This window comes from Mesorhizobium sp. WSM4976 (assembly GCF_029625685.1).
GTDB lineage: Bacteria > Pseudomonadota > Alphaproteobacteria > Rhizobiales > Rhizobiaceae > Mesorhizobium.
Map to the genome: position 1 here is coordinate 1 of NZ_JARTVT010000033.1, position 20,141 is coordinate 20,141.

Consider the following 20,141-nt stretch of genomic DNA (forward strand, 5'->3'; position numbering starts at 1 on the left):
GCTATCTGAGCCCCGTCGAGTTCGAGGAACAAGCTATGCTAGCTTAACCTCGTGTCCGAAAAACCGGCAGCAGGCCAGAATTGGAAATCGCCTTTCGATTTGCATGGCGATGAGTTTCGAGGCGAACTGCACCGCTGGTTACGTGACAAGCTCTACAAGGCCTCAAAAAAAGCACTCGAAAACCCTGTCTATTGGTTTGAGTTAGGGATCAGCGCGGAAATTAGGTTTGATCAAATTGACCAACTGCGCGAACTGATAGTCACTGGCATCGCGGCAGCAGAGGAAATCACCGTCAAAGGAAGGCCTCCGCCGCCGGCTTATGTTTTCGTGACCAATAACCAAGACTTGGTCGATGACAGGGCATCGAACCTAGGTTTTTTCGCGCTGCTTGTGGGATTTGGAATGGCCGATTTCCGCCAGGGCATCGTGGAAATCGAGACCGCAATGGACAATCATGACAAACATCGGCCTATGCGGTGGGTGCATGATTGCTGGTCCCTAGTCCAGCGGGTGCCTAACAGCTTCGACGGTGTGCCCGATGAGTTGCTGGATGACCAAGGCCAGCCGATAGAAACATTGAGGATTGGAAGACTTATTCGATACCCCAGAAGCGACGGCAGTAAGGGGGTCGGTCGAATTCGGGAAATTGCTTCGATGGATCAAGAGGCAATGGTTGTATTGGTGGACGAAGACATCAATCAGCAGGTCTTCGCTAAAGTCCCGCTCACGCCCCAGGAAGCCGAAGCTGCCAAGAAATTCGGAAACGCGATCTTTGGGAAGCCTGAAGGACCCCAAGAAACTATCGACGAAGCGTTGAGGTTCTACGACCGTATGCTTGAAATTTACGCGAACTATGACCGCAAATCTCTTCTCAATCAGGTCAAAGAGCATCGCAAATTCCCCGAGTTCGAAAAGCTGGAAACCGACGCTCTAAGAATTCGGGTAGCGAGAGAGATCACCAAGTCAGTTGTGTGATGATGCATCAGAGCATCGAGGCTAAGAGGATGGCATGAATACTCCGGCGATGGCGCTGAGCGAGCCCTAGATTTCGGCCAGACTGGACCGGCTCTCTTGCCCCCTCAATCCTCGTCCTCCACCACAAACGACAGCGCGATCAGGTCGTCGAGCTCGATGCCGCCATGGCCGTTGTCCAGCACGTCCGCGACCTTCTGGAAGGCCAGCATGTCATCCGTGCTGAGCTTGGCTGCTCTCAGCCTGTCCTGCAGACCCGACACCCTGGTTTCCAACGTCGTGGTGATCATGCTTGCCTCCGTTGCTGTCCAACGCCGCGTTCCAGATGCCCAGCATCAGGCATGAGAACACCACCGGCCCGATGAAAAGGCCGAGCGCTATGCCCACGGCCGCGGCAATGCTCATGCGCTCCGCTTTCCCGGCGATCTTTGTAAGCCCGCCGCCGGGCGGGATGAGGTTCAGCATCGAAAGATCGCGATGGTGCAGGGCGCTGTTGTCGTTGGCGGGCGACTGCTCCCGGAAATGGAATCGCCGCCCGGGAAAGGGCTCGCAGGAACTCAGCCGCATCGGTCACGCCCCCGAGAACGCCGCCTTTGCGTGGTGCTCGAAGAGCGCCAGCTTGGCCGAGTAGCCGAGCCTGAGCTTGGTCTTGCAGGCCTCGCAGCGGAAGGTGCTGACCGACTTGAACCACGAACCGTTCCTGACGATCGGCTTGTGGCAGTTCGGGCATTCGTAGCGAAGACTCGCGTCCCGCAACTCGTTGGAAATCGACATTGTTCGCCTCTGCCCCGCTTCTTGTTCTTGGATCGGATGCCCGCCACCCGTGGGCAGGTGGCGGGCGATCCAGCCACTGACGATGAAGGGACTGATTGCTCGTCAGCGCAGCCCTAATGAGATCGCGGGGCTTATGTTTCACGCGATGGACCAATGCGCCGGCGCATGGGACCTCAGTCCGTATCAGCGGAACCTAATGTTCCCCGCGCGCTTATGGCCACATGAGCAGGCGCGGTCTCGACTTCTTCGACAAATGGATGGCGGAGCATCTGCCGAACGTGCTGACGGACGATCCTGTCGCAGTGAGCGATCTTGCCGACGAGATGATGAAGGCGGCCGCGCGCGAAGGCATCGCGGCCAGCGAGATCAACGAGGAAGTCGACAGCGTCTTCGAGGTTATCTTCGAGGCGCTGCAACATCGCGAAGGCAGTCTGGGGGAGAGCGACGAGGCCGTCTTCGAACTGCTTGCAGGGCGCCTGGCTAGGGAAACCGGCATCACCCAGGAACAGGCCGGCGAGCTGATCGAGACCATCGGGACCGACTGGAATTCGCTCCTTCGCGAGGCGCATTTTCTCAAAGAGCAGGGCGAATGAGCGAGCGCGGCGCGGAGTTCTTTGGCCGATGGATTACCGATAATGTGATGCGCGGCAGTGTCGGCGCGGACATTGTCTCGGTGGCCGAGCTGACGAGCAAGCTGTTCGCCGATGCCAGGGCGGCAGGTATTTCCGAGGAGGAGATCGAAGAGGAGATCGGAAGCGCATACGAAGCGATCCTGGCGGCGATAGTCGGATCCACCGGCAAACCGTAAGGGTCGGACCGCCTTCCACGCTAACCGATCAGCCGCCCAGCGGAACATTAGTCCGCTCTGATTATTAGTCTTCCATAGGAGGACACGCCATGCACAGCATCATCTACCTTGTCGGGCTCGTTGTCGTCATTCTCGCCGTCCTGAGCTTTTTCGGGCTTAGGCGATAGGATACCGGAGGGAGTCCGCGCGGGCTTCCACTCATCCGCACAGTTCCCGACGATCGGCTCAGGGCGTTGATTTTGGACTGCTGAAGAACGCCCGCCAGAGAAGGCCGACCCCAAGCAGGATTACGAGAAGCGGGGCCAGAGGCCACCGCAAGTTGAAGATTTCCCAGATGCCTGCGACAAGAAGCACGAGCCCGCAAACAAGCCAAAAGGCGTCGATCTTCTCATCCGCAATCCGCAGGGCAGCCTGAGCTGAGAGAACGATGATGCCGAGGCCGGCGAGAAACCATCCCCATCCGACATTGGCCAGGATCGACACTCCGACCCAGATCAAGAACGCTGCCCATGCCCCCGTATCGATCCGGCGGCCCAATTCGCTTTTCGGCGAGGCATCGCGCCTTTCGCTCCAATGGGGGGTATCGCTGCTCATGACTTCCTCCGTCCAGAACTAGTCCCTGCCCGCAGGCGATGGTTCCGGGTCGTGGGCTGGGACGCCTACTGTCGCTTGCCGCGTCCCATTTAGCCCGATGAGCATCGCCGTGGGCGGTCCAAAGACAGGTGTTCGCAATAGGATCAGTCGCGTGAAGCGGTAGCGCATGGCCATCTTGATGCGCCTGCGGCAAGGAATGGACATTGATTCTCGTCAAACGCATGCTGGGGCGTTCAGCCTCCAGTTGATTCAGTGGAAAATGGGGCTGGCAGCCGTATTTGCGGACGCAACGTGACGGGCGGGCTATGGCCTCCCGCGGCCGCCTGATCGGTCGCCTCGATGGCTCTCAAGCAACGGGAAAGCTGGCCCGCATGGCCGAGATCGGGGGCGCCAAGCGGCTTATCTGTCAACTCGCGCGATAAGCTCGCATTCAGCCCCCCGCCAATCTCGGCAGCAGGAAAATCTCCGCGTTCTTCGGCAGTTCCTTGCTCCACGTATCGCGATAGATCGTCCCGTCGATCGCCACCGCGATGCCGCGGTCGATCCAGGGCTCGATGCCGGGATACTGTTCCGCCAGCTTGCGGAACAGTTCCCTGATGTCCTTGGCTTCGATCTCGTGCCTGGCCTTGCCGCCGGCGACGGCGCTGAGCGAGCCCCAGAGGGTGACCTCAACCATTAGGTCCTCACCGTGACGTGAGCCGGACCGCTTGGCGCTTCCGGCGTCACGTCAGCTGAAAAGCGCGTGGCGCTTTTCAGCATTAGCCTTCCCGTTCGGCGTCCAGCGCCGCCAGGATGCGCGGCGGCGACATCGGGATGTGGGTTATGCGCACGCCGACCGCGTTCGACACCGCGTTGGCGATCGCCGCCAGCGGCGGCACGATCGAGGTTTCGCCCACGCCGCGCACGCCATAGGGGTGGTTGGGGTTGGGGATTTCCAGAATCTGCGTGTCGATCATCGGCAGGTCGGAGCAGACCGGGATGCGGTAGTCGAGGAAGCCCGCATTCTGCAGCCGCCCGTCCTTGCCGTAGATATACTCCTCGTTGAGCGCCCAGCCGATGCCTTGCGCGGCACCCCCCTGGTACTGGCCCTCGACATAGGTCGGGTGCACCGCCTTGCCGGCATCCTGCACCACCGTGTAGCGGATCACCCTGGTCGAGCCGGTCTCGGGGTCGACCTCGACATCGCAGATATGCGTGGCGAAGGACACGCCCGCGCCGTCGGCCACGAGCTCGCTATGGCCGGCGATCGGCCCGCCGGTCTTTCCGGAGGCGGCCGCGATCTCCTTAAGCGACAGCGGCGACAGGTTGCCGTATTTCTCGCCCTTGGCGATGGCATGGCCCTTTTCCCAGACGACGTCGTCCACCGGGATATCCCAGGTCTGCGCGGCGCGCTCGCGCAGGATCTTGATCGCGTTGCGCGCGGCCGAGATCGTCGCCATCGACGAGGAGAAGGTGCCGCGGCTGCCGTCGGTCATGTCGTTGTAGCCCAGCGAGGACGTGTCGGCGACAATCGCCTTCACATGGCTGTAGTCGATGCCGAGCTCCTCCGCCGCCACCAGCGACAGCGAGGCGCGCGAACCGCCCACATCCACCGTGCCCACGGCCAGCGACACCGAGCCGTCCATGCCGATGTTCAGGTCCGTGCAGGTCTGGCCGCCGAAATTGAACCAGAAGCCGCAGGCCATGCCGCGCCCCTGGTTCTCCTTGAGCGGCGCCTTCATGTGCGGATGGTGCTTCACCGCCTCCAGCGTCGGGCCGATGCCGATCGGCCCGTAGACCGGGCCGTAGGAGGCGCGGGTGCCTTCCTGCGCGGCGTTCTTGATGCGGAAGTCCACCGCGTCCATGCCGATCTCATGGGCGAGCTCGTCGACAGCGCTTTCCACCGCGAAGGCGGCCATCGGCGCCGACGGGGCGCGATAGGCCGCCGTCTTCGGCCGGTTGACCAGCACCTCGTAGCCGACGGTCTTGACGTTCTCGAGTTTGTAGCAGGCAAAGGCCGTCATGGCGCCGATCTCGGCCCAGGAGCCGGCATAAGGGCCGCAGCTGTAGCGCAGCGTCGCTTCCGCGGCGGTGATCGTGCCGTCCTTCCTGGCGCCGATCTTGACGTCGATCGAGGTGGCGCTGGTCGGGCCCGAGGCGCGGAACACCTCGTCGCGGGTCATCACCAGCTTTACCGGGCGGCCGGCCTTGCGGGAGAGGGCCAGCGCCACCGGCTCCGCCCAGACATGCGTCTTGCCGCCGAAGCCGCCGCCGATTTCCGAGGAGGTGACACGCAGCTTCGAGGCTTCGAGCCCCAGCAGCTGGGCGCAGTGCTGGCGATAGACGAAATGGCCTTGCGTGCAGACCCACAGGTCGGCCGTGCCGTCGGCATTGACGCTCGCCACGCAGGCATGCGGCTCGATATAGCCCTGGTGCGTCTGCTCGGTCTTGAAGGAGCGCTCGACCACAAAGTCGGCCTCGGCGAATCCCTTGTGGACGTCGCCATGGCCGAACTGCGTGCGCTTGGTGACGTTGGAGGGTTTCGCCGGCTTTTCCTCGAGGCCTTCGGTGAAGACTTGGTCGTTGATTAGCGGCGCGTGGTGGTGCGCGGCCTCGTCGACATCGGTGACATGCGGCAGCACTTCATACTCGACCTCGATCAGCTTCAGCGCCTGCCGGGCGATGCGGGCGTCGATCGCCGCGACCGCGGCCACCGCATGGCCGTCATAGAGCGCCTTCTTGCGCGCCATGCAATTGTCGAGGATGTCGTACATGGCGGCATCGCCGTCGGTGAGGTCCGGCAGGTCCTTCGCCGTGATCACCGCCTTCACGCCGGCGAGCTTTTCCGCCTTGGACGTATCGATGCTCTTGATCACCGCATGCGCATGCGGGCTGCGCAGGATCCGGCCCACCAGCTGGCCGGCCATGTTGAAGTCGGCGCCGTAGCGGGCGCGGCCCGTCACCTTGTCGACGCCGTCGGGACGGATCGGGCGCGTGCCCACGGAAGCGAACTTGCGTCCTGAAAAGCGCGGATCGAAATTCATGGATCAGGCTCCCTTCATCACGTTCGCCGCGTCCTGGACGGCGCGCACGATCTTGTCATAGCCGGTGCAGCGGCACAGGTTCCCGGCGAGGCCGAAGCGGATTTCCTCCTCGGTGGGCGAGGGGTTCTTCTCCAGCAGGTCCTTGGCAGCGATCAGGAAGCCCGGCGTGCAGACGCCGCATTGCAGCGCCGCATGCTCCAGGAACTTCTGCTGCAGCGGATGCAACTGGTCGCCATGCGCCATGCCTTCGATGGTCTCGACCTTGCGGCCCTCGGCTTCGGCGCCCAGCACCAGGCAGGAGCAGACGAGGCGGCCGTCGACAATGACGCTGCAGGCGCCGCAGTCGCCGGTGCCGCAGCCTTCCTTGGCGCCGGTCAGGCCGAGCCGATCGCGCAGCACTTCCAGCAGCGTCTCATCGGGCTGGCAGAGATATTCGACGGCATCGCCGTTGATCGTGGTTGATACAGCTACACCGGCCATTATTTGCCTCCCGCACGCTTGTAGGCGATTGCCGCGACGCGCCTTGCCAGCACGCCCGCCACTTTCCGTCTGAATTCGATGGTGCCGCGCTTGTCGTCAATCGGACGGCACGCGCCCGAGCAGATCTTTGCCAGCCGATCCAGCGTTGCCTCGTCGAGCTTCGAGCCGACCAGCACCTGGCCCGCTTCCTCGACAAGCAGCACCGTCGGTGCCGCGGCGCCGAGCGCCACGCGCGCGGTCTTGATCGCGCCATGATCGTCCAGCGTCAGGTTGACGCCGGCGCTCACCACCGCGATGTCCATTTCGGTGCGCGGAATGAAGCGCAGATAGGCGTCGCCGGCACGCGCTGGACGCTTGTCGAGCAGGATCGCCTCGATGATCTCGCCCTTGGCCAGCGACGTGCGGCCTGGCCCTGTGGGAACGGTTTCCACCGCAATGGTGCGCTTGCCCGAAGGCCCGGCGACCACCGCCTTGGCGCCGGCCGCCACCAGCGCCGGCACGCTGTCGGCGGCGGGCGAGGCGTTGCACAGATTGCCGGTGATGGTGCAGCGGCCCTGCACCTGCTTGGAGCCGATCAGGTTCGCCGCCTCGACCACGCCCGGCCACGCCTTTTTCAGCGCCTTGTTCTCGCCCAGCACCGCGCAGGGCACCGCGGCGCCGATCCGGAAGCCTTCCGCCGTCTCGGTGACGTCGCCCAGGCCGCCTATGCGCTTGATGTCGACGATCAGCTCGGGCTCGACGAACCCGCCCTTCATCCTCACCAGCAGGTCGCTGCCTCCGGCCAGGATGGCGGCCGGTCCTACCGCCTTGGCGAGTTCGCCAACGGCATCTTCTATTGAAAGCGGACGTATGTAACGCATCGTCTCCCCTTGGTGATCGCTTTGTCAGCGACCGTTATAAAGCGTCTGGTTATAATGGCCATCCCGTTCGTGCATTGCACCAGCCAAGTCAGGCAGGTTGGCCCTAATTCCTGGCCCAATCTTCCAGGCTCGGACGCCGGGACCACTCGTCTGCGTTGAGCCGGCCGGCCGCGCCACCATTGAGGGAGCTTCGATTTCGTGACCAGCACCGGTCAAGTTGGCAGCGAGGATCTGGTCCGCCGCGCGGTGGCCGCCTTCAACTCCGGCGATCACGCCCAGGCGAGGGACCTGTGCGAGCTTGGCCTGAAGCGGCATCCTGGCGATCCCGCGCTTTGCCATCTTCTGGCTGCGGTCTTGTTCGCCGGATCGGACCTGCCGGCGGCTCGGGAGCGGATCGAGGCGAGTCTCGCCAGCCGTCCGGACAATGTTCCGGCCCTGATCCTGGCGGGCAGGATCGCCCGCGCCGAAGGGCGCTTCGATGCGGCGCTGCAGGTGCTCGATCGCGCCGCACGGCGGTCGTCCCGCGTGGAGATACTTCTTGAGCGAGCGCGCACCTTCGATGAGGTGGGCGATGCCACGGCGGCCGGCGCGGCCTGGACCCGGGTCCTGCAAAGCGATCCGAAATCCGTGGAGGCGCTGGCGCGCCTCGGACGCCTGGCGTGGGAGCGTGGCGCGCCTGCCGAGGCCGAAGGCTTCCTCGAGCGCGCCGTCGCCGGTGGCGGCCATCCCGCGCAATGGTTCGACCTCGGGCTGGTGCGCCAGGACATGCGCAAGTTCGAAGCCGCAGCCGAGGCCTACCGGCAGGTGCTGGCGAAGAGCCCGGACGCGGCGGAAGCCGCGGTGAATCTGGGCATCGTCCTGCAGGAAACGGGTGACCTCGATCGCGCGATGGCGGCCTATTCGCAGGCCTATCGCCTCAAGGCATCCACCTTCGGCGTCATCGCCATGGCGCTCACCTCGGCGCCAAGCGGCCGGCTATGGCTCGATGAGGAAGTGCTGCGCCGCTTACTGGAGCAATTCCAGGAGGAGCGCGCAGCGGTCTTGCGTGAAGACAAAGGTTTGAAGCAGTTCGGCGATTCAAACGCTGAACCGCTCTAGCCGGTGGAGCGTCCGCGCCTTGCGCGGAACCGCTTGCGGTAGACGCCCGGCGTTGACAGGACATCCGCGACTGTCTGGGCGTAACCGGTCTGGCGTTTCTCGTCGAACACCGCATATTCCACTTGCGGCGCTGCGCGTGGAACCGCGAAGCATTGCGCGACCGGGGTTCCCTTGCCGAGTAAGCCGCGGAATTCGGGCTCCTTCCAGATCGCCGGGAAATTTATGCCGCCGTCGCTGAACCGGTCCGAATCCACCAGGCCCGTTACCAGCCTGAAGGGAAGATCCTCGCGATTGACGGGATGCGTCGCGTAGAGCGACCAGCCGTCCTCGACCTCGATGGTCCAGAAACTGTTGAATTTAACCGCGGCTTGGCCGGGCCTGGCAAAGGGGCTGCCGGCAAGCTGCCCCGGCGTGTGGAAGCTCAGCGGCGCGCGCGGATGGTTGCCAGTAGCGGGTTCGGGAATATCCCAGTCCCAGGAAAACTTGCCCCGGTCGACGGTGACGTCGCATGGCAGCAGGATCATGAAGCCGTAAGTCATCGCGTCGACAACCGGCGGGCACTGCTTGAGGGTGCGGATGTCGCGCCCGTGGATCGCCGAATAGGCGGTGGCGGGCATCGCGCGCAGCCAGTCCGGCAACACCCCGCGCGCGGGCACCGGACGCGGAAGATACTCGGCCAGTCTCGGATCGCATCGGAAAATCACACGCATCGCCGCCTCCCGGCATTGCGATACCATGCCTGCCGCCCGCGCTCCAAGCGGCGCCTTGTCAGTCTGCCGCCGGCGCCGGCATACGCCTCCCGGTGAGGGTGTCAATCCGTCGTTGCCGATGTCCATACCGGCTCGAACGAGACATTGCGCAACCCAGCCTTGCGCACCCGCTCGACGAACACGTCGTTGACGAAGACGGGGGAAGCCCGCATCGGCAGCTTGAACAACTCAGCCGTCCCGATCTTCTCCGCGTCGAAGGCGTAGCTTTCGATCGCAAGGATGTCGCCGTCGTCGAAGCGGACGATACGCGACCGCGCCTCGTCCAGCGCGTCGATCACATTCGTGGCATTGAGCAGCCAGACTTCCTCGCCGCGCAGCGCGACGAGCTCGCCATAGGGGCGCAATGACGCCGCCAGCGCCTCGACGGCGGGCCGGCGCAACAGCGGCGCGTGCTCGCCCAGCCATGGAAAATCGGAATAGAGGCGCTCGCCTTCCTCGACGCGACGCATCACCGGCGGCTCCCAACCCTCCAGCGAGCGTCCGTCGAGGCCGGAGAACGCCTCGTAGGCGTTCTCATCGGCCGGCAGCACCCATTCCTGCCCCTCCGACACGGCGAATTGATGGATGGTAGTCATCGCCCCATGGCTCCGCTGGTTTCGCCCGAGGATCGCGGCTCCGGGCGGTTCGCCGAATGCGCGCGGACAAACATGCACCGGCCCCGCGCGCCGTTCAAGGAAGCTCAGCCGCGCAGCAGGCCGAGCCTGCATCCACGACGCAACCGGGCGTTCGTCGGCAACATTGGCAAATGATGGGGGCGGCGCATGCCGGGCGCATTGCGCTCTGCCGCCAATTTCCGGCCGGGCACCGGCAATATTGTTATCGCGGCCAGCGGCCTGTAAGAGCGGGCATGACCTCCGTTTCCCGTCTCGCCGCGCTCGCCCTGCTGGCCCTCATCACCTTCGCAACGCTGTCGCCCATCGAGCTGCGGCCACACCTGGGCGACGCCAACATCGAACGCGCCTTGGCCTACGTCCTGCTGGGGGTGGCCCTGGCGCTCGGGTTTCCGTCCCGCGTGACGCAGACTGTGCTGTTCGTTTGCGCGGTGGCCGGCGTTCTCGAGTTCCTGCAACTGTTCGACCCCGGCCGGCATGCGCGGGTTGTGGATGGCCTGCTCAAGGCCGCGGCGGGCGTCGTGGGGATTGTCCTGGGACGCTTCATCATCACATTGGCGAGCCGCGCCGCCGAGCGACGCTAGAACAATTCCGGCCTGCTCTCGCCAGGGTGGTGTTGCGACCTCATGCACGTCGTATTCAGAGGGCTCGCCGCAAGGATTTCCGCATAAGCTGCGGTCGAACGATGGACGATCCCGGACGAAGATGGCCAAGAAGTTCGCATTTCTGCTGGTGCGCGATTTCACGCTCTCGCCGCTGTCGCTGTTCATCGACACGCTGAGGCTCGCCGGCGACGAAGGCGACCGCAGCCGCCGGGTCGAGTTCGACTGGGAGATCGTCGGCGAGCGCGGCCTGCCGATCCGCGCCAGCTGCGGCGTCGAATTGCTGCCCACCCGGGCGATGGGCAACCCGGAGGATTTCGACAATGTCGTGGTGGTCGGCGGCCTGCTCGACACCAGCCGCAGGCTGAGCTCGGAAAAGGAGGCGTTCCTGATGCGCGCCGCTGAAAAGGGCGTGCCGATCACCGCGCTCTGCACCGGCAGCTTCGTTTTGGCGCGCTATGGCCTGCTCGACGGCTACAGCGCTGCCGTCAGCTGGTTCCACATCAAGGATTTCCGCGCCGAGTTCCCCGATGTGAGCGCCCATGCCGACAGCCTCTATACCGTCGATCGCGGCCGCGCCACTTGCGCCGGCGGCACCGGTGCCGCCGACCTCGCCGGCTTTTTCGTCTCGCAGTTCATTGGTCAGAAGGCGGCGGAGAAGGCGGCCAAGATCCTGGTGCTCGACCGTATCCGCTCCAGCCGCGACGTGCAGCCCGTCGGCGACCTCTTTCCCGCGGCCGCGAGCCGCGCCGTGAAGCGGGCGCTGCTTTTGATGGAAAGCAATTTGCAGGAAACGCTCTCGGTCGCCGAGATCGCCGCCAGGATGAACTGCTCGCGCCGCCAGCTCGAGCGTCTGTTCGGCGCCGAGCTCGGCATCGGCCCGATGGCAGCCTATCTGGCGCTGCGCATCCATTACGCAAAATCACTGCTGGAAGGCAGCGACCTCGCCATCGGCGAGATCGCCTATCGCTGTGGCTTCCCCAATGCCGGCCATTTCAGCCGCGTTTTCCGCCAGCAGACCGGCATCACGCCGACCCATCTCAGGCATCCGAACCGCGCTGTTGCTGCCGCCGCGAAATGATCGGGCTTCGCGATGACCCTGGTCGGGTCGCATGCCTCGCCTGGCCGATTGCGCCGGCGCGGAAACCAACCGTAGCTTCGTGAAGCGCGGCCATTGCGCCGCTGTTTCAACACCGAAGTCGTCTCGGAGAGCCATGCCGCATTATCCCGACGCCATGCCCGGATCGAAGACCCTGTTCGAACGCGCCAGGAAGGTGATGCCGGGCGGCAACACGCGCACCACGGTCTTCGTCGATCCGTTCCCGATCTATGCCGAACGCGGGGAGGGCTGCAGGCTGTGGGATGTCGATGGCAATGTCTATTACGACTGCATCAACAACTTCACCGCGATGATCCATGGCTATGCCCACCCCGAGGTCACCGCGGCCGTGGCCGGGCAACTGCCCTTGGGCACCGCCTTCGGCGCCCCGACGCTGAGCGAGATCGAGCTCGCCGAGCTCCTGGTCGAGCGGCTGCCTTCGGTCGACCAAATCCGTTTCACCAACTCCGGCACGGAGGGCGTGATGATGGCGATCAAGGCCGCGCGCGCCTTCACCTTGCGGCCGAAGATCGTCAAGATCGAGGGCGCCTATCACGGCTCCTACGACTTCGCCGAAGTGAGCCTGGATTCTTCGCCGGCCAATTGGGGCGATCTGCCGAAATCGACGGCCTATGCGAAGGGCACGCCGCGCGGCGTGCTGGACGACGTGATCGCCGTGCCCTTCAACGACACCGAGGCGTTGCGCGCCGTCTTTGCCGCCGAGGGCGACAGCATCGCGGCCGTGCTTATCGACCCGATGCCCAATCGTGCCGGCCTCATCCCGGCGCGCCGGGATTACCTCCTCGCCATGGCCGAGATCGCTCATGGGGCGGGGGCCTTGGTCATCTTCGACGAGGTCATCTCGTTTCGCCTCGGATGGTCGGGCGCGCAAGGTCTGTGGGGCATCGAGCCCGACCTGACGGCGCTTGGAAAGATCATCGGCGGCGGTTTTCCGGTGGGCGCGGTGGGCGGGCGCGCCGAAATCATGGCGGTGTTCGATCCGACCGGAGGCAAGCCGGCGCTTCCGCATGGCGGCACCTTCACCGCCAATCCGGTGACGATGCGCGCCGGCCTCGCCTCGATGCGGACGCTGACGAAAGAAAGCTTCGCCCATCTCGACCGGCTGGGCGCATCGTTACGCGACGGCGTCGCCGCTTCGTTCGAAAAGCATGGCCTTGCCGGCCAGTGCGTGGGCCTCGGCTCGCTGTTCAAGGTTCATTTCACCTCGCATCCCGTTACGGACTATCGCTCCATCTATCCCGGCCAGGCCGAGCGGAAGAAATTCGACGCCTTCCACAAGGGCCTGCTCGGCCGCGGCGTGCTCTCCGCCAGCTACGGCCTGTTCGCGCTGTCGACGCCGATGACGCAGGACGATGCCCGCGCCATTCTCCATGCGATCGACGAGACGCTGGGCGACGTCGCCGCGCAATCCTGAAAGCAGGCGGACCATAGATGACAGTTTCTCCACACGTCGTGGTGATCGGTGCGGGCACGCTGGGCATGTGCACGGCGCTCAACCTCGTCGAGCAGGGCGCGCGCGTCACGGTGCTCGAAGCGCAGTCGATCGCTTCGGGGTCGAGCGGCCGGTCGGTCGGCGTCGTCGGATCGCAGCTGACCGATCCGTTCGAGATCATGCTGCGCGTCCATTCGCTGCGCCGGTTCCGCCAATGGGAGGGCGAGGGGCTTCGCTTCAACCACATCGGCTATCTGCGGTTGGCGCGCACGAAGGCGCAGATGGAGCTGTTCGCGAGATCGGTCGAGATCCAGGCCGAGGCGGGGCTGAGGTCTCGACTGGTCCGCGCCAACGAGCTCATGGACCTCGTTCCGCACATCAATCCTGACGGCCTCGAAGGTGGCTTGTTCGGACCCGACAACGGCTTCCTCGATCCGTACGAGATGTGCAATTTCCTGGCCCGCATCGTGCGCGCCCAGGGCAGCGAGATCCGCCAGTACCGCAAGCTGCTCGGCGCGCAACGACGGGAGGGCGGCTATAGGCTGGAGACCAGTCATGGCCCGATAGATTGCGATGTCGTTGTCAATGCGGGCGGCGCCTGGGCGCCGCAGGTCGCAGCACTTTTCGGCCAGCGCCTGCACATCTGGCCCGAGCGCCACGAGGCCGTCGTCATCCATCTCGACGAGCCGCTCGGCTATACGATGCCGATGGTGATGGACCTGGTGAACGGCGAAGGCAGCGGCCTCAACTTCCGCCACGAAAAACCGGGCGAGCTGATCGCCGAGATCCACAAGGTGAACTCGATCGCGCCGGAAGACCCCGACAATTACAACGACCAGTGCGAGGAGCAGTCGAAGGTCGACCTGGCGGAGTTGCTTCTGGAGCGCGTGCCCGACCTGCCGGGCGCGCGTCTCGGCCGCGGTTGGGCGGGCCTCTACCCGGTGACGGCCGACCATCGCCCCTTCGTCGGGCCTGTCGACGCCTCGGAGCCGACATTGATCACCGCCGCCGGCGTCGGCGGCTACGGCATCCAGCTCGCGCCGGTGATCGGCCAGATCGCGGCCGACTGGGTGCTTCACGGCGCGCCGGTTTCGGTGCCCGGTTCACAGAGCCTGGCGCCATCGGCCGAGCGCAATGTGCCCGGTCATTGAGCGATGCGTTTTGAAGAGGCTGAACATCTAAGATGCGATCGTTCGCGTTAACCATCAATTAACTATCCGGTCGCCTTCAATAGTGTTCTGGAGGATACTGAGTCTGGCCGCGACCGATGGTCTCGCGACGCCGGAATTAGAAAAGAAGCGGCGCCATCGCCGCCGTCTGCCGGGGAGGCGCCCAGCATCTTTGATGAGGAGCGCCGGCATGAATATCGAGGAAGCAGTCACTGCGGCGACGGCGGGGTCGAGCGCGCTTCTCTCCTGTCTCGGCCAGCCCGTCATCGCCTACCACGTCACGGCCATCATGCGTGAAAACGACAGGAGAGAAGCGCGGCGGATGCAGCTCGCCTTGCTGCGGCGAAGCATCGAGGCGCTTGTCGATGACGGCCTCGAAGACGACGAGGCAAGGAGTTTTGCTTCGCAGTTCGATGGCCGAGTCGGTTCGGCGTGGGATCTACTGCACATGGCCGGCGACACGCCGCACTGACTTCCGCGGACGCCCTGCCGCCGAGCCGCCGGCTCTGCCGGTACGCTCCATGCCTGGCGACCCTCATGCAACCGGGGATGTTCCCGCGCAGGCGTGAACGAGACCCGGGCGGAACCGCTTAACATATGTGGATGTCTCCGCCGCCAACTCGATCTATCGCCTTGGTAGGGCGGAGAGAATCGACATGGACTGCTTCACCAGGCTCGAAGCGCTGATCGACACCGGCAGCGCTGACGCGGCCGAGGAAGCGCGTGGGCTGCTCCGACACCTCGCCGCCGGCTCGCGAGCCACCTTCGAAGCGGCGGACGAATTCCTGATCGAGTTGATGACCTTGGCCTTCCTGGTCGAGGCCGGCCTGGAAGACTTCCATAATCCTGCGCGGCGGCTCGCGCGCCTCAGGCTCTCCCGACTGAAGCTCCTGCTGGCCTGACGCGCCAAGCTTTCCTAAATTAGCCATTTTTGCTATTGGCTGCGCCTTCGCAGCGTCGAGCGGGGAGGCCGGCAGGTGGCGCTATTCCGCCATGGTCGGCAGGGAGATCACCAAGGACGATAATGAGCTTATCCCCAAGCTGCGTCCCCAGGTCCAGGTCAGGCTGGCCGACGAGGCGGGCGGCGTTGCCTTCATCAAGACGCACAATGCCCTGCTGATGGACGAGGGCCAGCCGGTCATCAATCCCGCTGCGACGGCGGGGGCTGTCTACATTGTGAGAAATCCGCTCGATGTCGTCATTTCATTGTCGCACCATCGCGGCAAGCCCATCGACGAGACGATCGATTTCATGGCCTGCGAGGGCATGCGCACCGTGATCGGCGAAAAGCAGGTTTATGAAATATGGGGTTCATGGAGCGAGCATGTCCACAGCTGGACGCGCTCGCCGCATCCGGCGATCTACGTGATGCGCTATGAAGACATGCTGGCCGAGCCGGCGAAGACGTTCGGCGGCTTGGCCCGGCACCTGAAGATGAATCCGTCGTCGGCCGAGCTCGACAGCGCGCTCGAGATGTCTTCGTTCGAGAGCCTGCAGGCGCAGGAGAAGGAGGAGGGGTTCCGCGAGCGGCCCGAGGCCGCCACGGCGAATTTCTTCCGCTCCGGTAAGTCCGACCAATGGCGCGATGTGCTGACGGCGAGCCAGATCGACCAGATCGTCACCAAGCACGCGGCCCAGATGAAGCGCTTCGGTTACCTGCCTGACTGATCCATCGCGAGGCCCTCAGCCTCCGGCCAAAGGCACGGTGTACACCGTCGCGGTGCCGGTGAGGCAAAGTTCGCCGGCTTCGTTGAGCACCGACGTCTCCAGCTTGGTGATCGGCTTGTCGGCGCGCACCTCCTTGACCTCGACGCGGCCGGTGATCAGTTCGCCGACGCCGACTGCCTTGACGAATTTCCACGACACTTCGAGGAACACCGAGCCGGGGCCGGGAAGGTCCTCCGCCACCACCGCGTTCAGGATGCCGGAGGTGACGCCGCCCTGCACGATGAGCTTGCCGAACACCGAAGCCTCGGCCAGCGCGTTGTCGTAATGCAATGGGTTACGGTCGCCGGTCATCCCCGCGAACGCGTCGATATCCTGCGGTTGCGTGCGCCGCGAGCGCTCGGCAAAGGCGCCCACCCTTGGCCGGCCCTTGATGACGCCGACCCAGCCGTCCTTCATCGCATGCCCATCCTTTATCGAATGCAAAGTCATGGTCTTGCTCCGGTTCGGTTGCGATTGAGGTTCGAGGCGGCCGAGGCCGGCGGCTCGTCCTGATTGGCCGGCGCACGGTGGGCCGTCCGCGATGCAGGGAAGGGGGCCCGGCTGACAGGCATGGGTTGCCCGGCCAGCGCCTGCACCTCTGCCTTCAGCACGGCGCTGAAGCGGCGATGCCGCTCGCCGAGCTCGTCGAGCGTCCAGTCGAAGGCGGCGACGGCGTCCGTGGTGTCGAGGATCTGGTTGGCAATCATGTCGCGCTGTTGCTGCCAGACCGCGAATGCCGCCTCCGAGCCGTCGAGGATGGCCCGCGCCAGGGTTTCGGCGTCGCGAAGCGCATCGGAAATGCCATGCGAGGTGATCGGGTCGCGGAAGAAGCCGGCGTCTCCCACCAGCGCCCAGCCGGGGCCGTACGCCTGGCGGATGTAACCCGGCACGCCGCGAAACGCCTGCAGGCGGGCGTCCTTCGGCGCCTGGGCCGCCTGTTCCGCCAGCGCCGGCGAAAGCGCCTCGAGCACATCCATGCGGGCACGCGCGTGGCCGAGTCGGAAGCGCTGGTCGAACAGGCCGGTCGGCACCGAGGCGACGATGCAGGCGAGACCGTCATTGGTCGGGATGAACGAGCCGGCGATCCCGTCGCGGAAATACCAGTGATAACCGGCGCCCGGCTCGACCGGCGCGTAGCCATAGATATGGGCGGCCGACACCGCGCCGCGCCGCAAGGGCTGGGCGTCGACGCATTTTGCCACGAGCGAGCCGACGCCGTCCGCACCGACGACGATATCGGCGCTGACCCGCAGCGATGCTCGGCCGGCGGCACGGATTTCGATGCCGCGCACGCGCCCGCGCGTGTCGGCGAAGAGGTTGCCGACCGCGACTTCGTGCAGGACCTCCGCGCCGGCCTTGCGCGCCGCGTCGACAAGGATGCGGTCGAGCACGGTGCGACGCGGCGCGATCAGGCCGGGGAGGTCCAAGCTGCCGGCGAGCGGGATGGTGATTTCCTCCTCGCCATAGTGGAAGGTCGTCGTCTCGACCAGCGGTGTCCCGGCCTTGAGCAGCGGCTCGAGCAGACCCCAGCGCCACAATTGCAGTACCGCTGGCCGCATCAGCGCATGCGTCGACAGCGTGTCGGAGCCATAGGGCTTGCGGTCTATCGCCAGCACCTTGAGGCCGGCGCGGGCGAGCAGCATCGCCGTCGCCGCACCCGCGCAGCGCGCGCCGACGATGATGGCGTCGTAATGGCCGCGCCTGGGGGAGGCCATGAGGGAGACGGGATTGGTTGCCATGGTCGTGGTCCTTAGGCCGCCTTGCGGCCGTTGCGGTCGAGATGACGGCAGATTTCGGCGGCGATCGCCTCGGCATCCGCGCCGACCCCGCCGATGAAGTTGGAATCGCGCTTGCGCAGGAAGCGGAAGCCGAGCGCGTAGAGGCCGGGCACGCTGGTGACGCCGCCCTGATGCGCGAGCTCGCCATCGGCGCCGAGCGCCAGCGGCTCCAGCCAGCCGAACGAGCGCGTATAGCCGGTCGCCCAGATGATGCTGCTGATCGATCCATCGGTCAGCGAAAGCCGCTCGCTGCGGGCCGAGGGCGCCGGCACCGGCTCGGGCCTGTATGGCGTCGGCGTGCCGGTGAAATGGTCGATCTGGTCGAGCAGGCGCGCCTGCTTCGCTTCCGCCGCGGCGATGTGCTTGCCGAGATCCCCGTCGAAGGCGATCTCGCCGTCACCGACGCCGCGCACCCGACCGGCCAGTTCCACGCCGAGCGCCTGCAACGTGGCGAGATCGACATCGGCCCTGTCGGGTCGGCCGGCGAGCTGCAACGAAGGCTGGCGCCGGGCGCTTTCCGGGTTCGCGAGGTCTTCCTCGCGTTGCGCCATCAGGCCCATTTCGCAGAGCCAGAAGAAGATGTCGTGGCCGCGCCATGTTCTCGGCAGCCGCGTATGCTTGCCGACCGACAGCACCACGCGCCGCCCGGCGCGGGCGAGCTCGTAGGCGATCTGCACGCCGGAAGACGAGGCGCCGACGACCAGCACGCCGCCGCCCGGCAGTTCACCTGGCGAGCGATATTGCGAAGCGTGGATGCTGAGCGGTCCGCGAAGGGCCTCAGCCGACAAAGGGATGACAGGCCGGTCGCAATGCCCCGTCGCGACGACGACCGCGCGTGCTGTCCAATCCCCGCCGCCGGTGTGCAAGGCGAAGCCGTCGCTGGTCCGCTTGCAGGACATGACCTCGATATTGGTCTCGATGGGCGCGTGCCATTCACGAGCGTAGCCCTCCAGGCTTTCCACGAAAGCCCCTTTGCTCATGAAGCCGTCGGGGTCGCCACCCTTATAGGGCGAGCCGGGCAGGGCGTTCAGCCAGTTCGGGGTAAGCAGCCTGAGCGAGCGCCAGCTCTGCGAGCGCCAGCGCTCGCCGATGCGTCCGCGCTCCAGCTCGATATGGTCGATACCGGCCTGGCCGAGGCAATGGCTGAGCGCAAGCCCGGCCTGGCCCGCGCCGATGATGACGACGTCCGAGCGTCTCATGTCGTGTTCCGTCAATGGGAGGAGAGGCGGCCCGGAAACGGTTCCGGACCGCCAGCAGGGTTCGGCTTACTGGATGGTCTTGATGCCGACCGTGACTGGGACACCCTTCGTCAGCACGTCGAACACCGCCGAACGGGCGCGCGACTGCTCGACCAGTTGCTGGAGCTTTTCGGCCGGCGCATCGCCTTCGATCTCGAACGAGACATGGATGTTCTGGAAGCCGTTGCGGACCTCGTCGGAAATGCCGAGGATGCCGCGCAGGTCAATGTCGCCATCCACCGAGCACTTCACCTTGGTGAGCTTGATGCCGCGCGCGGCGGCGATGTTGGCGACGCCTGCCATCAGGCAGCCCGCCAGCCCGTGCAGCAGCCACTCGACCGGGGTCGGCGCATTGTCGGCGCCGCACAGGATCGCCGGATGGTCGGCGTCGGCATAATGCGGCTTCTCGTGCTTCTGCTCGTTGCCGGCGCCGAAGAAGCCGTTCATGACAGTCCTGCTGTGCGTGCCCTCGATCCACTCATTGTGGGCGCGGAACTGGAATTTGGCGAGCTCCGGCTGCCCTGCGACGAAATTGATCGTCGCCAGCAGATTCGGCGTGTCGACGCCGTTGAGCGGAAGCCGTGCAGGTTTGGTGTTGGGTTGCATCTTCATCTCCAAAGGTTGTTTGCGGCTTGGTTGCCGTGGCGGCGTCTGTCTGGCGATGGAGCGTGTGAACGAGCGTGGATGCGAGCGTGGAATTTTTGATACGCGTGGCGTGGAAAAGGTGTTGGACGTATCGTTTGAGACGGCATGGGCCACCCTCTGAGCGGCATGCGCGGAAACGCAAAAGCCCCGGGCGTGGGGAAGCGCCCGGGGCTTGTCGACGGCTCGGCCGTGACAGACATGGACGATCATCTGACGTTGCCGATGTCCATCCCTTCGGCGCCGGACGCGGCGTAGCGCATCGAGGTGTAATAGTCGATTTCCGAACGGGCGATGCCCATGTCCTTGAGCAGATGGTCGGGCATGGCCTGCATCGCGGCGCGGTCGCTGCGCATCCTCATCGCCCTGTAGCAGAGCCTGAGCGCGCGGCCGGCAAGATCGATCGGGCCGAAGCCCGATCGGCCGGCTTCATACGCGGTATGTTCCGAATTCGTCATTGTCG

Annotated in this window: 25 protein-coding genes; 11 read left to right on the plus strand and 14 right to left on the minus strand. The window is 65.0% G+C overall.

Annotated features, from left to right (window positions below):
• Positions 1-51 precede the first annotated feature (51 nt).
• A complete protein-coding gene (locus P9272_RS30300) occupies positions 52-975 on the plus strand; it encodes a hypothetical protein (protein WP_278163544.1) in 924 nt (307 codons plus the stop codon).
• 104 nt (positions 976-1,079) lie between these two features.
• On the opposite strand, the gene P9272_RS30305 is transcribed toward P9272_RS30300, so the two are convergent.
• Both P9272_RS30305 and P9272_RS30310 read right to left on the minus strand, forming a co-directional pair.
• Positions 1,080-1,262: a hypothetical protein gene (locus P9272_RS30305; RefSeq protein ID WP_278163546.1), complete on the minus strand. Its 183-nt coding sequence runs from the start codon at positions 1,260-1,262 to the stop codon at positions 1,080-1,082.
• Positions 1,263-1,542: 280 nt separating this feature from the next.
• Positions 1,543-1,746 (minus strand): hypothetical protein, encoded by a 204-nt coding sequence (locus P9272_RS30310; RefSeq protein ID WP_278163548.1) that lies wholly within the window; start codon positions 1,744-1,746, stop codon positions 1,543-1,545.
• Positions 1,747-1,967: 221 nt separating this feature from the next.
• On the opposite strand from P9272_RS30310, the gene P9272_RS30315 reads away from it, so the two are divergent.
• Complete coding sequence (locus tag P9272_RS30315) at positions 1,968-2,339, plus strand: hypothetical protein (RefSeq protein ID WP_278163550.1); 372 nt, start codon at positions 1,968-1,970, stop codon at positions 2,337-2,339.
• Positions 2,336-2,554, plus strand: a complete 219-nt coding sequence (locus tag P9272_RS30320; protein WP_128261326.1) for a DUF768 domain-containing protein — start codon at positions 2,336-2,338, stop codon at positions 2,552-2,554. The genes P9272_RS30315 and P9272_RS30320 overlap by 4 nt, the downstream gene beginning before the upstream one ends.
• A 225-nt stretch (positions 2,555-2,779) precedes the next feature.
• Here the strand turns inward: P9272_RS30320 and P9272_RS30325 are convergent, their stop codons facing one another.
• From P9272_RS30325 to P9272_RS30345, 5 genes are all read right to left on the minus strand, one after another.
• Positions 2,780-3,148 (minus strand): hypothetical protein, encoded by a 369-nt coding sequence (locus P9272_RS30325; protein ID WP_278163553.1) that lies wholly within the window; start codon positions 3,146-3,148, stop codon positions 2,780-2,782.
• A gap of 430 nt (positions 3,149-3,578) precedes the next feature.
• Positions 3,579-3,824: a MoaD/ThiS family protein gene (locus tag P9272_RS30330; RefSeq protein WP_128261324.1), complete on the minus strand. Its 246-nt coding sequence runs from the start codon at positions 3,822-3,824 to the stop codon at positions 3,579-3,581.
• An 82-nt stretch (positions 3,825-3,906) separates the two neighbouring features.
• Entirely contained in the window at positions 3,907-6,171 is a 2,265-nt protein-coding gene (locus P9272_RS30335) for a xanthine dehydrogenase family protein molybdopterin-binding subunit (RefSeq protein ID WP_278163555.1), read from the minus strand.
• A 3-nt stretch (positions 6,172-6,174) separates the two neighbouring features.
• Entirely contained in the window at positions 6,175-6,651 is a 477-nt protein-coding gene (locus tag P9272_RS30340) for a (2Fe-2S)-binding protein (RefSeq protein WP_042639662.1), read from the minus strand.
• Positions 6,651-7,511 (minus strand): xanthine dehydrogenase family protein subunit M, encoded by an 861-nt coding sequence (locus P9272_RS30345; RefSeq protein ID WP_278163558.1) that lies wholly within the window; start codon positions 7,509-7,511, stop codon positions 6,651-6,653. The genes P9272_RS30340 and P9272_RS30345 overlap by 1 nt, the downstream gene beginning before the upstream one ends.
• A gap of 198 nt (positions 7,512-7,709) precedes the next feature.
• Between P9272_RS30345 and P9272_RS30350 the strand changes: the two genes are divergently transcribed.
• Positions 7,710-8,609: a tetratricopeptide repeat protein gene (locus tag P9272_RS30350; RefSeq protein WP_278163560.1), complete on the plus strand. Its 900-nt coding sequence runs from the start codon at positions 7,710-7,712 to the stop codon at positions 8,607-8,609.
• Here P9272_RS30350 and P9272_RS30355 read toward each other — a convergent pair.
• Positions 8,606-9,319, minus strand: a complete 714-nt coding sequence (locus tag P9272_RS30355) for a hypothetical protein (RefSeq protein WP_278163561.1) — start codon at positions 9,317-9,319, stop codon at positions 8,606-8,608. The two genes, P9272_RS30350 and P9272_RS30355, sit on opposite strands and share 4 nt — an antisense overlap.
• 101 nt (positions 9,320-9,420) lie before the next feature.
• Positions 9,421-9,954 carry a DUF1629 domain-containing protein gene (locus tag P9272_RS30360; RefSeq protein ID WP_278163563.1) on the minus strand — a complete coding sequence of 178 codons (534 nt, stop codon included), beginning with the start codon at positions 9,952-9,954 and terminating at the stop codon, positions 9,421-9,423.
• A gap of 272 nt (positions 9,955-10,226) precedes the next feature.
• On the opposite strand from P9272_RS30360, the gene P9272_RS30365 reads away from it, so the two are divergent.
• The 7 genes from P9272_RS30365 to P9272_RS30395 all read left to right on the plus strand — a co-directional run bounded on the left by P9272_RS30365 (position 10,227) and on the right by P9272_RS30395 (position 15,981).
• Complete coding sequence (locus P9272_RS30365; RefSeq protein WP_128261319.1) at positions 10,227-10,574, plus strand: VanZ family protein; 348 nt, start codon at positions 10,227-10,229, stop codon at positions 10,572-10,574.
• A 121-nt stretch (positions 10,575-10,695) separates the two neighbouring features.
• Positions 10,696-11,673 (plus strand): GlxA family transcriptional regulator, encoded by a 978-nt coding sequence (locus P9272_RS30370; RefSeq protein WP_128261318.1) that lies wholly within the window; start codon positions 10,696-10,698, stop codon positions 11,671-11,673.
• 133 nt (positions 11,674-11,806) lie between these two features.
• Entirely contained in the window at positions 11,807-13,126 is a 1,320-nt protein-coding gene (locus P9272_RS30375; protein WP_278163566.1) for an aspartate aminotransferase family protein, read from the plus strand.
• A 17-nt stretch (positions 13,127-13,143) separates the two neighbouring features.
• Positions 13,144-14,295, plus strand: coding sequence for an FAD-binding oxidoreductase (locus P9272_RS30380; protein WP_278163568.1), 1,152 nt, complete (start codon positions 13,144-13,146; stop codon positions 14,293-14,295).
• Positions 14,296-14,503: 208 nt separating this feature from the next.
• Entirely contained in the window at positions 14,504-14,785 is a 282-nt protein-coding gene (locus P9272_RS30385; RefSeq protein ID WP_278163570.1) for a hypothetical protein, read from the plus strand.
• Positions 14,786-14,969: 184 nt separating this feature from the next.
• The gene (locus tag P9272_RS30390; protein WP_128260743.1) at positions 14,970-15,215 is read left to right on the plus strand and encodes a hypothetical protein; all 246 of its coding nucleotides are present in this window, start codon (positions 14,970-14,972) and stop codon (positions 15,213-15,215) included.
• Between the two features lie 91 nt (positions 15,216-15,306).
• Positions 15,307-15,981 (plus strand): sulfotransferase domain-containing protein, encoded by a 675-nt coding sequence (locus tag P9272_RS30395; protein ID WP_278163572.1) that lies wholly within the window; start codon positions 15,307-15,309, stop codon positions 15,979-15,981.
• A 15-nt stretch (positions 15,982-15,996) separates the two neighbouring features.
• Here the strand turns inward: P9272_RS30395 and P9272_RS30400 are convergent, their stop codons facing one another.
• The 5 genes from P9272_RS30400 to P9272_RS30420 all read right to left on the minus strand — a co-directional run bounded on the left by P9272_RS30400 (position 15,997) and on the right by P9272_RS30420 (position 20,136).
• Positions 15,997-16,470, minus strand: coding sequence for a MaoC family dehydratase (locus P9272_RS30400; RefSeq protein WP_278163574.1), 474 nt, complete (start codon positions 16,468-16,470; stop codon positions 15,997-15,999).
• Positions 16,467-17,759: an NAD(P)/FAD-dependent oxidoreductase gene (locus tag P9272_RS30405; protein ID WP_278163576.1), complete on the minus strand. Its 1,293-nt coding sequence runs from the start codon at positions 17,757-17,759 to the stop codon at positions 16,467-16,469. The genes P9272_RS30400 and P9272_RS30405 overlap by 4 nt, the downstream gene beginning before the upstream one ends.
• A gap of 11 nt (positions 17,760-17,770) precedes the next feature.
• Entirely contained in the window at positions 17,771-18,997 is a 1,227-nt protein-coding gene (locus P9272_RS30410; RefSeq protein WP_278163578.1) for an NAD(P)/FAD-dependent oxidoreductase, read from the minus strand.
• Positions 18,998-19,063: 66 nt separating this feature from the next.
• A complete protein-coding gene (locus P9272_RS30415; RefSeq protein ID WP_278163580.1) occupies positions 19,064-19,642 on the minus strand; it encodes an OsmC family protein in 579 nt (192 codons plus the stop codon).
• A 245-nt stretch (positions 19,643-19,887) separates the two neighbouring features.
• Positions 19,888-20,136 carry a DUF1127 domain-containing protein gene (locus P9272_RS30420; protein WP_278163582.1) on the minus strand — a complete coding sequence of 83 codons (249 nt, stop codon included), beginning with the start codon at positions 20,134-20,136 and terminating at the stop codon, positions 19,888-19,890.
• Positions 20,137-20,141 lie beyond the last annotated feature (5 nt).